The organism is Pseudarthrobacter sp. NIBRBAC000502770 (genome assembly GCF_006517815.1).
Lineage (GTDB): Bacteria > Actinomycetota > Actinomycetes > Actinomycetales > Micrococcaceae > Arthrobacter > Arthrobacter niigatensis.
On record NZ_CP041198.1, the window covers coordinates 906,825 to 919,845 of the forward strand.

A 13,021-nucleotide genomic window follows, 5' to 3' on the forward strand; every position below is an offset into this window, starting at 1 on the left:
CGCAGCAGCCGCCCGGTTTCGGGCATAACGGCCTGAAGGGGCTAGAATAGACAAGACCGCGCCTAACGGCCGGCAGCCGTGTGCCTTGGGCGTGCTCGTTTCCGTGACTGCGGAGGCGGACAACCTGCGGCCAGCAGAAAGAACGTCAGGACGATGACCGTGGCAGAAGTGCTTTCCACCGGGAATCAGCCCCAGCGTACCTGCATCGGATGCCGGAAAAAGGGCCCGCGGTCGCAGTTGCTCCGGCTCGTCGCCGAAGGCAGCGGGTCAACCGCTGTCCTGGTGGATGAACGACGCCGGATGGCTGGCCGGGGTGCATGGCTGCACCCCAGCACATCGTGCCTGGCTCTGGCGATCAAGCGGCGAGCCTTCGGACGTGCCCTCCAGGGCGCAACCGGGACCGCCGCCGTCGAACACCGGATCACGTCAGGCCCGAACGTTGACGCCGCCCCGGTGGCTGCAACACCAACCGTCCAACCTGAAAGCGGGTCAGAAATCTGATGGAAACCCGATGAGTTCCCAGCGATGAGTGCGTAACGATGACAACTTTGTTGCGCTCTGCAATGGGCCCCTTCGCATCAACAGCGGCTGGGGTCCGCAGTAAGAAGTAGACGGTTCGTGCCTGGCTCGGTGCGGACCGAGACAGGAGAAATGTGGCCAAGGTCCGCGTACATGAGCTCGCCAAAGAGCTCGGTATAACTTCCAAAGATGCAGTAACCAAACTGCAGGAACTGGGCGAATTCGTTCGCTCCGCCTCGTCAACCATCGAGGCCCCCGTTGTGCGGAAACTGCGCAACGCCTTCCCCGACGCTGCCGCAAAGTCGGCGGCACCGGCCGCAGCGCCCGCCGCTGCCCCCAAGGCACCCGCCCCCGCAACAGGCAACCGTCCTTCAGCACCGGCTCCCGGCCCGGCTGCGCCCAAGGCGCCGGCCCCCAAGGCAGAGGCGCCGGCTCCGGCAGCCCCCGCCGAGCCGGCAGCCAAGGCAGCCGCACCGGCAGCCCCGGCTCCCGCAGCCCCGGCAGCACCGTCTGCGGGTGCTCCGTCCACCGGTGCCAAGCCCGGTGCACGTCCGGCCCCCAAGGCCGAGACCCCTGCTCCGTCCGCACGTCCGGGTGGTTCAACGCCCGGTGCTTCCGGTCCCCGTCCCGGCGGTCCCCGTCCGGGCAACAACCCCTTCGCCACCTCACAGGGCATGCCCCGTGGCCGCGGCGGAGACGGTGACCGCGCCCCGCGTCCCGGCAACAACCCGTTCGCCACGTCCCAGGGCATGCCCCGTCCGGGCGGCGGCCGCGACGGCGACCGCCCCGGTGGTCCCCGTCCCGCAGCCGGTGCCGGCGGACCGCGTCCCGGTGGGCCGCGTCCCGCAGCCGGTGCCGGTGGTCCCCGCCCCGCCGCAGGCGCAGGCGGACCCCGTCCGGGTGCACCGCGTCCCGGCGGTCCCCGTCCCACTCCCGGCATGATGCCCAACCGCACTGAGCGTCCCGCACCGGCAGGTGCAGGCCGTCCCGGCGGCGGCCGCGGTCCCGGACGCCCCGGTGGCGCTCCCGGTACCGGTGGTCCCGGTGGCGGCGGTGCTCCCGCCGGCGGCGGCTTCGGCAAGGGCGGCCGCGGCCGCGGCGGCACCCAGGGTGCCTTCGGCAAGGGCGGCGCAGGCCGTGGCAAGCAGCGCAAGTCCAAGCGCGCCAAGCGCCAGGAACTTGAGCAGATGAGTGCCCCGTCGCTGGGTGGCGTGAGCGTACCCCGCGGCGACGGCAACACCGTCATCCGGCTTCGCCGTGGCTCGTCCATCACGGACTTTGCCGACAAGATCGAGGCAAACCCCGCCGCACTGGTCACCGTGCTGTTCCACCTCGGTGAAATGGCCACCGCGACCCAGTCGCTGGACGAAGACACCTTCGCCCTGCTCGGCGAGGAGCTGGGCTACAAGCTCCAGGTCGTTTCGCCGGAAGACGAAGAGCGCGAGCTGCTCTCCAGCTTCGACATCGACTTTGACGCCGAACTCGAAGCCGAAGGCGACGAGGAACTGGAAGCACGTCCTCCGGTAGTCACCGTCATGGGCCACGTCGACCACGGTAAGACCCGGCTGCTCGATGCCATCCGCAAGTCCGACGTCATGGCGGGCGAACACGGCGGCATCACCCAGCACATCGGTGCCTACCAGGTCACGCACAGCCACGAAGGCACCGACCGGAAGATCACCTTCATCGATACCCCGGGCCACGAGGCGTTCACCGCCATGCGTGCCCGTGGTGCCAAGGTCACCGACATCGCCATCCTGGTGGTCGCAGCGGACGACGGCGTTATGCCGCAGACCGTTGAGGCCCTCAACCACGCCCAGGCGGCCAACGTGCCGATCGTCGTGGCCGTGAACAAGATCGACAAGGAAGGCGCCAACCCGGAGAAGGTCCGCGGCCAGCTGACCGAGTACGGCCTGGTTCCCGAGGAATACGGTGGCGACACCATGTTCGTGGAGGTCTCTGCCCGCCAGAACCTCAACATCGACGAGCTGCTCGAGGCCGTCCTGCTCACCGCGGACGCTGCCCTGGACATGCGCGCCAACCCGGACAAGGACGCCCGCGGCATCGCGATCGAAGCCAACCTGGACAAGGGCCGCGGTGCGGTTGCCACCGTCCTGGTGCAGTCCGGTACCTTGCGCGTCGGCGACACCATCGTGGCAGGCACGGCCCACGGCCGCGTCCGTGCGATGTTCGACGACGACGGCAGCGCCCTGACCGAGGCAGGCCCGTCCCGCCCCGTACAGGTGCTGGGTCTGTCCAACGTCCCGCGCGCCGGTGACACCTTCTTCGTGACCGCTGACGAGCGCACCGCCCGCCAGATCGCCGAGAAGCGTGAAGCCGCCGACCGCAACGCCGCCCTGGCCAAGCGCCGCAAGCGCATCAGCCTGGAAGACTTCGACCAGGCCGTCGCCGAAGGCAAGATCGACACCCTCAACCTCATCCTCAAGGGTGACGTGTCCGGTGCCGTGGAAGCCCTCGAAGACGCGCTGCTCAAGATCGACGTCGGCGAAGGCGTGCAGCTGCGCGTCATCCACCGCGGTGTGGGTGCCATCACCCAGAACGACGTCAACCTGGCAACGGTCGACTCCGCCGTCATCATCGGCTTCAACGTCAAGCCCGCCGAGCGGGTTGCCGAACTGGCAGACCGCGAAGGCGTGGACATGCGCTTCTACTCCGTCATCTACGCAGCAATCGATGACATCGAAGCAGCGCTCAAGGGCATGCTCAAGCCGGAGTACGAAGAGGTCCAGCTCGGCACGGCCGAGGTCCGCGAAGTCTTCCGCTCCTCCAAGTTCGGAAACATCGCCGGCTCGATCGTCCGCTCGGGCATCATCCGCCGCAACGCCAAGGCACGCGTCACCCGCGACGGCAAGATCATCGGTGACAACCTCACGGTCGAGTCGCTCAAGCGGTTCAAGGACGACGCCACCGAGGTCCGCACGGACTTCGAATGTGGTATCGGTCTTGGGTCGTACAACGACATCACCGAAGGCGACATCATCGAGACCTTCGAGATGCGCGAGAAGCCGCGCGTCTAGGCTGGTCCGAGGGCGGGGTGCCTCCAAGTTTTGGGGGCACCCCGCGCTTTTCCGCCGTGAAGGGGGCCCCGCCCCTACGACGGGTTGCTGGCGATCTACGATCGCCAGCAACCCGTCTCCGGCAGGCCCGATGCCACTCCCGGGCCCCCTTCACGGCTCCAGAGCGCCGCCGGAAGAACCCGCCGGCATCGCCCTTGGCCCGCCTTTGGTGCGTGGCACATAACTGAAACGTTCGACGCCGGCCCCTCGCCGCCGTCGTACGTCCCAAATTTTTCTTCTTTAGGAGTTGTTCATGGCTGATCCGGCACGTGCTGCCAAGTTGGCGCAGCGGATTAAGGTTGTTGTTGCTGAGGCTCTGGGCCGGAAGGTCAAGGATCCCCGGCTCGAGGGCATTACTGTCACCGATGCCCGTGTGACCAATGACCTGCAGCACGCCACTGTCTACTACACCGTGCTTGGCGACCAGGCCGTCCAGGCGGATGCCGCCAAGGGGCTTGAGAAGGCAAAGGGGGTGCTTCGGCAGGAGGTTGGACGCAACATTACCGTGCGCCTGACCCCCACCCTCGAGTTTGTGGCTGACCAGATCCCGGTGGTCGCTTCAAACCTCGAAGAACTCCTTCGTGAGGCGAAGAAGCGCGATGCCGAGGTAGCCGCGCTTGCTGCCAACGCGCAGCACGCGGGTGACGCAGACCCCTACAAGACCGATGCCTCCGGTGAGGTCGAAATCGACGAAGACGACTTCGACGAGGAAGACACCGACCTCAGCGTTGACGGAGACGTCGAGGAAGACAGCAACAAGTAGGACCCGGCAACACCCGCACAGCATGGAAACGGCAGGACCGCGTGCGGTCCTGCCGTTTTCCTGTCCGGGTCAGCGGTGGTCGACCTCGATCAGTCGGCCCCCGGGTTGGGGCGTCGGACCGCCGCTGGGCGCCATGGGATCGGGTGCACCCACCAGTGCGTCAACCGTGGCAAAGAGGTCGCCGTTCCTGAACTCAACGTCGGCGGGCTGGTTGACGGCCAGGAATTGTGACCGGTGTCCCTGGCAGTCGAACTTCAGGATTTCGCCGCCGAAAAGGGACGCAACATACACATCGCCATCGTCACCCACAGCGAGGCCGGTGGGGCTCATGATGTGGTCCGCCCAAACGTCCGCGTCGCCGCTCCACGGATTGATCTTGAAGACGGCTCCACGGGCACCGAGCGACGGGTCCTCGGGTCCACCCGGCAACGACGTCACGTACAGCCAGCCGTCCGTACCGATTTCCACGTCCGTTGGCACGGGCTCAAAAGCGTACGAGAAGCCGGCGCAGTCCGGGGCGCCCAGGGTCGCGGCAATCTTCTTGGTCAGGGTCAATGGGCGCGGCGGAAGGACTGCCACGGTGGAAATCTTCCCGGACTCCAGGTCGACTTTCAGGATGGCGTTCATGCCCGCGTCCGCGACGTAGGCCGTGTCTTTCCAGAGGGCCAGGGCGTAAGGATGTGAGTCCACTGTGCCCGTATACTGCGGCGGGGGCGCGTCCGGCAGGCCACCAGCCTCCGTGAGGCACTGCTGGCTGGCGTCAGGTTCCAGGCCATAATGCTGCTTGGCGTCTGGATTGGCCTTCCGCTCGTAGTCGGCGAAGTTGGCGATCGTCTCCACGTGGCCCTTGGCGTCGATGGACTTCAGGTAGCCGTGCAGTGCGGCCGGGTCACCTTGGCCCGCTCCAATGCTTTCCAGGAAATAGGTCTTGTCGCCGCGGATCTCTGCCCCGGCGACTTCCCACCCTTTCCTGGCGGTGTAGACGTCGTGGCGCTCTCCATCGTGCTCGACCTGCGTGAGCATTCCGGAAAAATCCTGGCTGACCTTTACGGATTCGCCATCGCCTACCGCCAGGTGCAGGGGTGAAAGCAGGCCGGTGGCCATGACTTCATAGTCCTGGTGGGGATCAGAGGCGAACGCCGGCGCGGCCTGGACCACCAGGCCGGCGGCCACGCAGGCGATAAAAGTGAGTTTTCGTTTCATGGGGTACTCCGGGGTGCGAGGCCCTTGCGGGCTGGATATGGAAGCCTCGGTAGAGGCGAAATACATCCCCCGGGCGCCAGCGTAGGCCGCTACCAGCCAGTAGTCCTGAGGTGAGCCTCCCCTTCTTGGCCCCCAATCCATCCCCCAACGGGGTCCCCGTGGCTAGGATCGTGCTATGACCTCCGCGGACCCCGGTAACAGCCCCTCCCGCCACCCCGACTCGAGCCGGTATCTTGGGCAGGCCGTGGACCTCGCCGTGCAGAATGTCGGTCAGGGCGGTGGCCCCTTCGGTGCGGTGGTGGTGACGCCTGACGGGCGGGTCCACACCGGCGTGAACAGGGTGACCCGGGACAACGACCCCACCGCCCACGCTGAGGTGGTGGCCATCCGGGCAGCAGCGGCGGCAACGGCGGACTTCGACCTCAGCGGCTCCGTCCTCTATGCCAGCTGCGAGCCGTGCCCCATGTGCCTGGCGTCCGCTTTGTGGGCCAGGATCGGCCACGTCTACTTCGCCGCGGACCGGCACGGGGCCGCGGCAGCAGGTTTTGATGACGCACTCTTCTACGATTACTTCAGCGGCGCCGCGCCTGAGTTGATGCCGGTCACCCGGGGTGAGGTCCCGACGTCGGACCTCCCCTTCCAGGCGTGGCGCGGCCTTGACAGCAGGAAGGAATACTAGGCATGGAAACCACACTCCTCAGCTGCCCCCAGTGCGGGAAGACCAACCGGGTGCCGGCACAGGCTGCCGGCCACCCCCGCTGCGGGAACTGCAAGGCGGACCTGCCGTGGATCGTGTCGGCAGGCGATGCCGACTTCGCTGCCGTGGCGGAGCAGTCGTCAGTTCCGGTGCTGGTCGATTTCTGGGCGGCCTGGTGTGGGCCCTGCCGGATGGTCAGCCCCGTCCTGGACAAGCTGGCACGGGAACGGCCGGGGAAGATCAAGCTGGTGAAGGTGGACGTGGACACGTCGCCCGGCCTTTCGCGCCGGTTCGACGTGCAGGCCATCCCAACCCTGATGGTGCTCGTGGACGGCAGGGTCGCGGCACGGCAGGCCGGTGCCGCCCCGGCCGAGGCGCTCCGTACCTGGCTGGACAAAGCGCTGGCCGGCACCCGCCCCTGATACCCCTTTACCGGCCGCCGGCGCCCGGTAACCGGGACAGTCCTTCCAACAGGTCCTGCTTCCGGCCGCACAGCGCAATCCGCACCCACCCCTCGCCAATGGACCCAAACGCAGTCCCGGGGGCCAGCGCCACCCCGGAGTCGGCCAGGAACCGCCGGACCCAGCTGCGCACATCCCCGCCGGTCACATGCGACATGTCCGCCCACAGATAGAACGCCCCCTGGGCCGGCAGGTAACGGATCCCCTTCGCAGCCAGCACCGCGGAGGCCGCATCCCGGTTTTCCCGGTAGTGCCGGTGCGCGTGACGCACGTATTCCTGCGGCCCGGTGAGGGCTGCGAGCGCGGCGTATTGCGGGGCGGACGCCACGCAGGAGACGATCGATTCCATGACGTTGTCCATCTTCTGTCCAAGCCCCGGCGGGCAAATCAGCGCGCCAATCCGGAGGCCCGTCAGGCCGTAGGTCTTGGACAGCGTCAACGAAGTGAACACCCGCGCATCCTCCGCCGTGCCGCCGTCGAACCTTGCCGGGCTGACGTGGGGGACATCGTAGGTGAATGCCTCGTAGCACTCGTCCGAGATGACCCAGATGTCATGCCTGCGGGCCAACTCCACCAACTCCCGGACCAGGTCTTCACTGAGCACAGCGCCCAGCGGGTTTGACGGGGAGTTGAGCACCAGGACGCGGGTGCGGCTGGTGATGAGGGCTTCCACGTCGGCGACCCGGGGCTGGAATCCGTGGTCCGGGTGCAGGGGGTAGCCCACCGGAACGGCGTTCAACAGCCGGCCGGTCATGGCGAAGGTGGGGTAGCCCGGGTTCGGGATCAGGACCTCATCGCCGGGGGAGAGCAGCAGGCTCATGGCGAAGTGCAGGCCCTGCTGCGCGCCGGACACCACGTACACGCGCTCCGCGCCGACATCCACGCCCTGCTCCTCGCGGAACCTGGCGGCGAACGCCTCGCGCAGGGCCGGTATCCCGGCGTTGGGCGTGTAGTTGGTCTCATCCCGGTCCAGGCAGGCGATGCCCGCGTCCAGGACATGGCGGGGGAGGGGGAAACCGGGCTCCCCGATGCTGAGCACCACGGCGCCGGGAGTGCGCCACGCGGCCTCGGTGATCTCACGAATCTGGTTGATGGGCACGTCGCGGACATGGGCGGCAAGCGCAGGCATGCCAGCCATCCTAGCCGTCCCCTGCCCTGCCTCCGTCCCGCCCGGTGACGTGGCCGCGTGGTGGGGCGCCGCCGTCGTCCGCACACTGCCGGTTCCCTGCACATGCGCCCCAACCTGCGCCCATATACTGGGAGGCGTGCTTTCTGGACTGGTGATAGTGGACAAGCCGCAGGGATGGACCAGCCATGATGTGGTTGGCCGGATGCGGCGCCTCGCAGGGACCCGGAAAGTGGGGCACGCAGGAACCCTCGATCCCATGGCCACCGGTGTCCTGGTGCTTGGCATCAACAAAGCCACCCGGCTGCTGACCTACATCGTGGGCACCTCCAAGACCTACACCGCCACCATCCGGCTGGGGCAGTCCACGGTGACCGACGACGCGGAGGGCGAGGTCACGGCCACCACCAGCGCTGCCGGCATCACGGACCAGCAGATCGACGACGGCGTTGCGGCGCTCAAGGGCGACATCCAGCAGGTGCCCAGCAGCGTCAGCGCGATCAAGGTAAACGGCGAACGGGCGTACGCGCGCGTCCGGTCCGGCGAGGACGTCAAGCTCGCCGCGCGCCCCGTCACCATCCACCGCTTTGATGTCCACGGCATCCGCCGGGACGATGCAGCAGGGGTGGTGGACCTGGACGTGACGGTCGAATGTTCGTCCGGCACGTATATCCGCGCCCTGGCCCGGGACCTCGGAAACGGCCTTGGCGTGGGAGGCCACCTCACGGCGCTCCGCCGGACCCAGGTGGGCCCCTACTCCCTTGAGCAGGCGCGTACCCTGGAACAGCTCGCCGGTGAACTCAACGTCCTGGACATGTCCCTCGCCGCCAGGGCGCTGATGCCCAACCGCGAACTCACCGCCGAAGAAACCGCCGAAATCTCCTTCGGGCGGCGGATCGCGGCCGGTGCCGCCCCCGGCACCGCCGGCGCCGCCACGGTGGAGCACCCTGCCGCGGCCTTCGCTCCGGACGGCAGCCTGGTGGCCCTTCTTGCCGACGCGGGCAGCTACGCCAAACCGGTCCTGGTTTTCGCCCCAGGCACCGGCCCGGCCGCAACCGCGCCTGCGGAGGCATAGCGGATGGACGCATATTTTTGGATCATCCTGGTGGTCGGCCTGGCATCAACCCTCCTGTGCCTGGGCGCCGGAATCCTGAAGAAGGCACCCAACGACATCACCATCCTGTCCGTCGTGGCCGTCGAAGTGTCCCTGGTGGTCTACCTGGTGGGGTCCATCGTCCGCGTGATCGCCGGCGAACCGATCGCGGGGGAAGCCTGGGAGTTCTGGGGCTACATGGCCACCGCGATGCTCCTGCCGCCCGCCGCCATCTACTGGTCCATCCTGGAGCGCACGCGGTGGAGCAACTTTGTCCTGGCCGCCGTCGGCGTCACAGCGCTGGTGATGGCTGCCCGAATGAACCAGATCTGGTACTGAAGTGGAAGAAGCAGCAGAAATGAAAGACCAGCAGGCCCAGCCGGCCACCGGAGAAACCGTCCGCAACACCCGCAACACGGGACCGGGACGCCTCCTGATCGCGGTGTACGGTGTGTTCGCCATCTCGGCCACCGCCCGCGCCGGCTACCAGATCCTCACAAAGTTCTCCGAAGCACCCCTGGCCTACCTGCTGTCCGCCTTTGCGGCCCTGGTGTATATCCTGGCCACCGTGTCACTGGCCAAGGCCGGAACCACATGGTTCAAGGTTTCGGTTGCGGCGGTGCTGGTTGAACTTGCCGGCGTCCTGGTGGTGGGCACCCTGAGCATCCTGGACTCCGTGCAGTTCCCGCATGAAACCGTCTGGTCGCTGTTCGGACGCGGCTACGGCTTCATCCCCCTGCTGCTGCCCATCCTTGGGTTGGTGTGGCTGTACCGGCGCCGGCCATCGCGCGCCAAAGCTGCGCAGTGAATCCGGGTAACCTTGAAGAGTTCCGCGGCCGGAAGGGTCCGGGAACGTTGAAGCTTTCAGGCAGCTTAAGGCGAGGGTGATGGTTTACATCTGGAACGATCCGTCCGATGTCCCGGCGGACTTCGGCCCATCCGTTGTCACTTTCGGCAACTTCGACGGCGTTCACCGCGGCCACCAGCAGGTGCTGTCCCAGCTGATCCGGTCGGCCCGCCTGTCCCATGCCAAGGCAGTGGCCGTGACGTTCGACCCCCACCCGGCAGTAATCCACCGCCCGGAGGCCGCGCCGGAACTGATCATGGGGCTGGATGACAAGCTGGACGCGCTGGGTGAGCTGGGCCTGGACGCCATCCTGGTGGTCAAGTACTCGCTGGACCTCGCCAGCCTCACGGCCGAAGAGTTCGTGGAGCAGTACCTGGTGGACTGCCTGCACGCCAGCCACGTGGTCATCGGCCACGATGCCAGGTTCGGCCGCGGCAACTCCGGTGACCTGGACACCATGAAGGCGCTGGGCGAAAAGTTCGGCTTCGATGTCCAGGTGATCAGCGAATTCGGGGCCGAAGGCTACCCCCTGCATGACGACGGCGGCACGGACCGCCGCTGTTCCTCCACCTGGGTGCGGGAAGCACTGCAGGCCGGAGACGTCACCACCGCCGCCTCGGTCCTGGGCCGGCCGCACCGGATGCGCGGCGAGGTGGTCCACGGCGCCGCCCGCGGCAGGGCGCTGGGGTTCCCCACGGCCAACCTCGCTTCCAATGCCACGGGGCTGATTCCCGCCGACGGCATCTACGCCGGCTGGCTGGTGGACCAGGCCGGCAAGCGCTGGCCGGCAGCCATCTCCGTAGGCTCCAACCCCACCTTCGACGGCGTCAGCCGCCAGGTAGAGGCCCACGTGATTGACCGGCCCAAGGAGGCCGTTGAGGACTTCGATCTGTACGGCCAGACAGTGATCGTCGAATTCGTGGAACGGCTTCGGGGCATGGTGGCCTACCGTGGCCCTGAGGCCCTGGTGGAACAGATGCGCCTGGACGTGGCGCAGGCCCACCAGCTCCTGGCCGGCCACTGACAAGACTACCCGGTGGCAGCAAGCGAAAGGCAGGACGTGTCCGTCGAGAAGAACACCCGCACGCTGGATGAGGGGATCGTCCGCGACTTCAGCTCCCGGATGAGCTACGCCTCCTACCTGCAGCTTCCCACCCTGCTCAGCGCGCAGCAGCCGGTCAGCAAGCCTGAGCACCACGATGAGTTGCTGTTCATCATCCAGCACCAAACCACTGAACTGTGGCTGAAGCTGGTCCTGCATGAACTCCGCAGCGCAGCCGCCTGGCTCCGGGAGGACGACCTCGGTTCGGCGCTCAAGGGCATCGCCCGGGTCAAGCACATCCAGAAGACCCTCACCGAACAGTGGTCCGTGCTGGCCACCCTTACGCCCACCGAGTACTCGCAGTTCCGCGGCTTCCTGGGCAACTCATCAGGTTTCCAGTCCGCGCAGTACCGGGCCGTCGAATTCGTCCTGGGGAACAAGAACCACAGGATGCTGCCGGTTTTCGAATCCGATCCTGAGGCGCACGGCATGCTGGCGGAACTGCTGGCCGCCCCCAGCATTTACGACGAGTTCCTGGCCTACCTCTCCCGGCAGGGGTTCGATGTCCCGCCGGCAGTCCTGGACCGGGACGTGACCCTGGCCCACGAGTTCGTCCCGGAGCTGGTACCGCTCTTCAAGCACATTTACGAAAATGCGGCGGACAACTGGGCGGCCTACGAGGCCTGCGAGGAACTGGTGGACCTGGAGGACAATTTCCAGCTCTGGCGGTTCCGGCACCTGCGCACAGTCCAGCGGACCATCGGCATGAAGACCGGCACCGGCGGATCCAGCGGTGTGACCTTCCTGCAGAAGGCCCTGGAACTGACGTTCTTCCCGGAACTATTCGCCGTCAGGACGGAGATCGGACAATGAGCATCCACCAGGAAAACCACCTCGACGTGTCTGCTGAAGCGCTCCGGGGGCGCGCTGAAGAGCTGGACCGCCGGGACGCCCTGGCGCACTACCGGGACCTTTTCATTGGTACCGACACCCCGCTGTCCTACCTGGACGGCAACTCCCTGGGCCGGCCCCTGAAGCGTACTGCCGACGACGTCGCCGCCTTCATCCGGGATGAGTGGGGCGGACGCCTCATCCGGGGCTGGGACGAACAGTGGCTCAGCATGCCGCAGGCCATCGGGGACCAGCTCGGACGTGCCGTCCTCGGGGCAGCGCCGGGGCAGACCATCATTGCCGACTCCACCACGGTGGTGCTGTACAAGCTGATCAGGGCTGCCCTGGCCGCCGTACAGGATCCAGACCGCAACGAGCTGGTGCTGGATACGGAAAACTTCCCCACGGACCGCTACCTGGTGGAGGGCATCGCCCTTGAGGAAGGCCTCACCCTGCGCTGGATCGAGCCCGACCCGGCCGCCGGGGTGACCCTTGACCAGGTGCGCCAGGCCACCGGGCCGCGCACCGCCGTCGTCCTCCTCAGCCAGATCGCCTACCGGTCGGGCCACCTGGCGGACCTGCCGGGCATCACCGCGGCAGTGCACGACGCCGGCGCCTTGGTGGTGTGGGACCTGTGCCATTCCGCGGGGTCGGTGGAGATCGACCTGGACCGTGCCGACGTCGACTTCGCTGCGGGCTGCACCTATAAGTACCTCAACGGGGGCCCCGGCTCCCCGGCGTTCGCCTACGTCAACGCCCGCCACCTGCCCTCGCTGAACCAGCCCATCTGGGGCTGGATGGGACGCAAGGACGCCTTCGAAATGGCGTCCGGTTATGAACCGGCCCAAGGGATCCGCGGGTTCCTCAGCGGCACTCCCGCCATCTTCGGCATGATCGCCATGCAGGCCACGCTCGAGCTCATCGAAGAAGCCGGCATGGCGGCCGTCCGTTCGAAGTCCGAAGACCTCACCGCCTTCGCCGTCGAGGTCTTCGACGCGTGGCTGGCACCGCTGGGGGCCGGGCTTGCGTCGCCGAGGAACCCGGAGGAGCGGGGCGGGCACATCACGGTGGACCATCCCAACTTCACCAAGGCCACGGTCGAGGCCCTGTGGGACGGCGACGTCATCCCGGACTTCCGCTCGCCGCACGGCATCAGGGTGGGTTTGTCGCCGCTGAGCACCAGCTTCGCCGAGGTGCTGCACGGCATGGCGGCGATCCGGGACAGGCTGCAGGGCTGAGCGCCCTGCGAACCTGGCGGGCGTGTTTCGACAAGGTTAGGCCGCGCCCGGTAAACTGGACGAT

13 protein-coding genes are annotated in these 13,021 nt (G+C 67.2%); 11 read left to right on the forward strand and 2 right to left on the reverse strand.

The genetic code is table 11. The features are described 5' to 3' along the window. Positions 1–153: 153 nt before the first annotated feature. The 3 genes from NIBR502770_RS04475 (at position 154) to rbfA (ending at position 4,359) form a co-directional block, all read left to right on the forward strand. Positions 154–501 carry a YlxR family protein gene (locus tag NIBR502770_RS04475; protein WP_141181158.1) on the forward strand — a complete coding sequence of 116 codons (348 nt, stop codon included), beginning with the start codon at positions 154–156 and terminating at the stop codon, positions 499–501. Between the two features lie 152 nt (positions 502–653). Continuing rightward, the gene (infB, locus tag NIBR502770_RS04480) at positions 654–3,557 is read left to right on the forward strand and encodes a translation initiation factor IF-2 (RefSeq protein ID WP_141181159.1); all 2,904 of its coding nucleotides are present in this window, start codon (positions 654–656) and stop codon (positions 3,555–3,557) included. A gap of 292 nt (positions 3,558–3,849) precedes the next feature. Next, positions 3,850–4,359 carry a 30S ribosome-binding factor RbfA gene (gene rbfA / locus NIBR502770_RS04485; RefSeq protein ID WP_141160992.1) on the forward strand — a complete coding sequence of 170 codons (510 nt, stop codon included), beginning with the start codon at positions 3,850–3,852 and terminating at the stop codon, positions 4,357–4,359. A gap of 69 nt (positions 4,360–4,428) precedes the next feature. Here the strand turns inward: rbfA and NIBR502770_RS04490 are convergent, their stop codons facing one another. Then, entirely contained in the window at positions 4,429–5,562 is a 1,134-nt protein-coding gene (locus NIBR502770_RS04490) for a ScyD/ScyE family protein (RefSeq protein WP_141181160.1), read from the reverse strand. Positions 5,563–5,737: 175 nt separating this feature from the next. Here NIBR502770_RS04490 and NIBR502770_RS04495 point away from each other — a divergent pair, with 175 nt between their 5' ends. Beyond that, positions 5,738–6,241, forward strand: coding sequence for a nucleoside deaminase (locus tag NIBR502770_RS04495; RefSeq protein WP_141181161.1), 504 nt, complete (start codon positions 5,738–5,740; stop codon positions 6,239–6,241). A 2-nt stretch (positions 6,242–6,243) separates the two neighbouring features. Then, positions 6,244–6,681, forward strand: coding sequence for a thioredoxin (trxA, locus tag NIBR502770_RS04500; protein WP_141181162.1), 438 nt, complete (start codon positions 6,244–6,246; stop codon positions 6,679–6,681). A 7-nt stretch (positions 6,682–6,688) separates the two neighbouring features. Here trxA and NIBR502770_RS04505 read toward each other — a convergent pair whose 3' ends face one another. Next, positions 6,689–7,849 (reverse strand): pyridoxal phosphate-dependent aminotransferase, encoded by a 1,161-nt coding sequence (locus NIBR502770_RS04505; protein ID WP_210418910.1) that lies wholly within the window; start codon positions 7,847–7,849, stop codon positions 6,689–6,691. Positions 7,850–7,985: 136 nt separating this feature from the next. Here NIBR502770_RS04505 and truB point away from each other — a divergent pair, with 136 nt between their 5' ends. The 6 genes from truB (at position 7,986) to NIBR502770_RS04535 (ending at position 12,957) form a co-directional block, all read left to right on the forward strand. After that, positions 7,986–8,921, forward strand: a complete 936-nt coding sequence (gene truB, locus NIBR502770_RS04510) for a tRNA pseudouridine(55) synthase TruB (protein WP_210418911.1) — start codon at positions 7,986–7,988, stop codon at positions 8,919–8,921. A 3-nt stretch (positions 8,922–8,924) separates the two neighbouring features. Then, positions 8,925–9,278 carry a hypothetical protein gene (locus NIBR502770_RS04515; RefSeq protein ID WP_141181165.1) on the forward strand — a complete coding sequence of 118 codons (354 nt, stop codon included), beginning with the start codon at positions 8,925–8,927 and terminating at the stop codon, positions 9,276–9,278. A 19-nt stretch (positions 9,279–9,297) separates the two neighbouring features. Beyond that, positions 9,298–9,747 carry a hypothetical protein gene (locus NIBR502770_RS04520; RefSeq protein WP_141160985.1) on the forward strand — a complete coding sequence of 150 codons (450 nt, stop codon included), beginning with the start codon at positions 9,298–9,300 and terminating at the stop codon, positions 9,745–9,747. 79 nt (positions 9,748–9,826) lie between these two features. Beyond that, complete coding sequence (locus NIBR502770_RS04525) at positions 9,827–10,810, forward strand: bifunctional riboflavin kinase/FAD synthetase (protein ID WP_141160984.1); 984 nt, start codon at positions 9,827–9,829, stop codon at positions 10,808–10,810. Positions 10,811–10,846: 36 nt separating this feature from the next. After that, entirely contained in the window at positions 10,847–11,701 is an 855-nt protein-coding gene (gene kynA, locus NIBR502770_RS04530; protein ID WP_141160983.1) for a tryptophan 2,3-dioxygenase, read from the forward strand. Beyond that, entirely contained in the window at positions 11,698–12,957 is a 1,260-nt protein-coding gene (locus NIBR502770_RS04535; protein ID WP_141181166.1) for a kynureninase, read from the forward strand. The genes kynA and NIBR502770_RS04535 overlap by 4 nt, the downstream gene beginning before the upstream one ends. The last annotated feature ends 64 nt before the right edge of the window (positions 12,958–13,021 follow it).

What these genes read in the sequence shown, in the direction of transcription:
- NIBR502770_RS04475 (WP_141181158.1), top strand. Translation starts at nt 154, where the DNA reads ATGACCGTGGCAGAAGTGCTTTCCACCGGGAATCAGCCCCAGCGTACC.
- rbfA (WP_141160992.1), top strand. Translation starts at nt 3,850, where the DNA reads ATGGCTGATCCGGCACGTGCTGCCAAGTTGGCGCAGCGGATTAAGGTT.
- NIBR502770_RS04490 (WP_141181160.1), bottom strand. Translation starts at nt 5,562, where the DNA reads ATGAAACGAAAACTCACTTTTATCGCCTGCGTGGCCGCCGGCCTGGTG.
- NIBR502770_RS04495 (WP_141181161.1), top strand. Translation starts at nt 5,738, where the DNA reads ATGACCTCCGCGGACCCCGGTAACAGCCCCTCCCGCCACCCCGACTCG.
- trxA (WP_141181162.1), top strand. Translation starts at nt 6,244, where the DNA reads ATGGAAACCACACTCCTCAGCTGCCCCCAGTGCGGGAAGACCAACCGG.
- NIBR502770_RS04505 (WP_210418910.1), bottom strand. Translation starts at nt 7,849, where the DNA reads ATGCCTGCGCTTGCCGCCCATGTCCGCGACGTGCCCATCAACCAGATT.
- NIBR502770_RS04515 (WP_141181165.1), top strand. Translation starts at nt 8,925, where the DNA reads ATGGACGCATATTTTTGGATCATCCTGGTGGTCGGCCTGGCATCAACC.
- NIBR502770_RS04520 (WP_141160985.1), top strand. Translation starts at nt 9,298, where the DNA reads ATGAAAGACCAGCAGGCCCAGCCGGCCACCGGAGAAACCGTCCGCAAC.
- NIBR502770_RS04525 (WP_141160984.1), top strand. Translation starts at nt 9,827, where the DNA reads ATGGTTTACATCTGGAACGATCCGTCCGATGTCCCGGCGGACTTCGGC.
- NIBR502770_RS04535 (WP_141181166.1), top strand. Translation starts at nt 11,698, where the DNA reads ATGAGCATCCACCAGGAAAACCACCTCGACGTGTCTGCTGAAGCGCTC.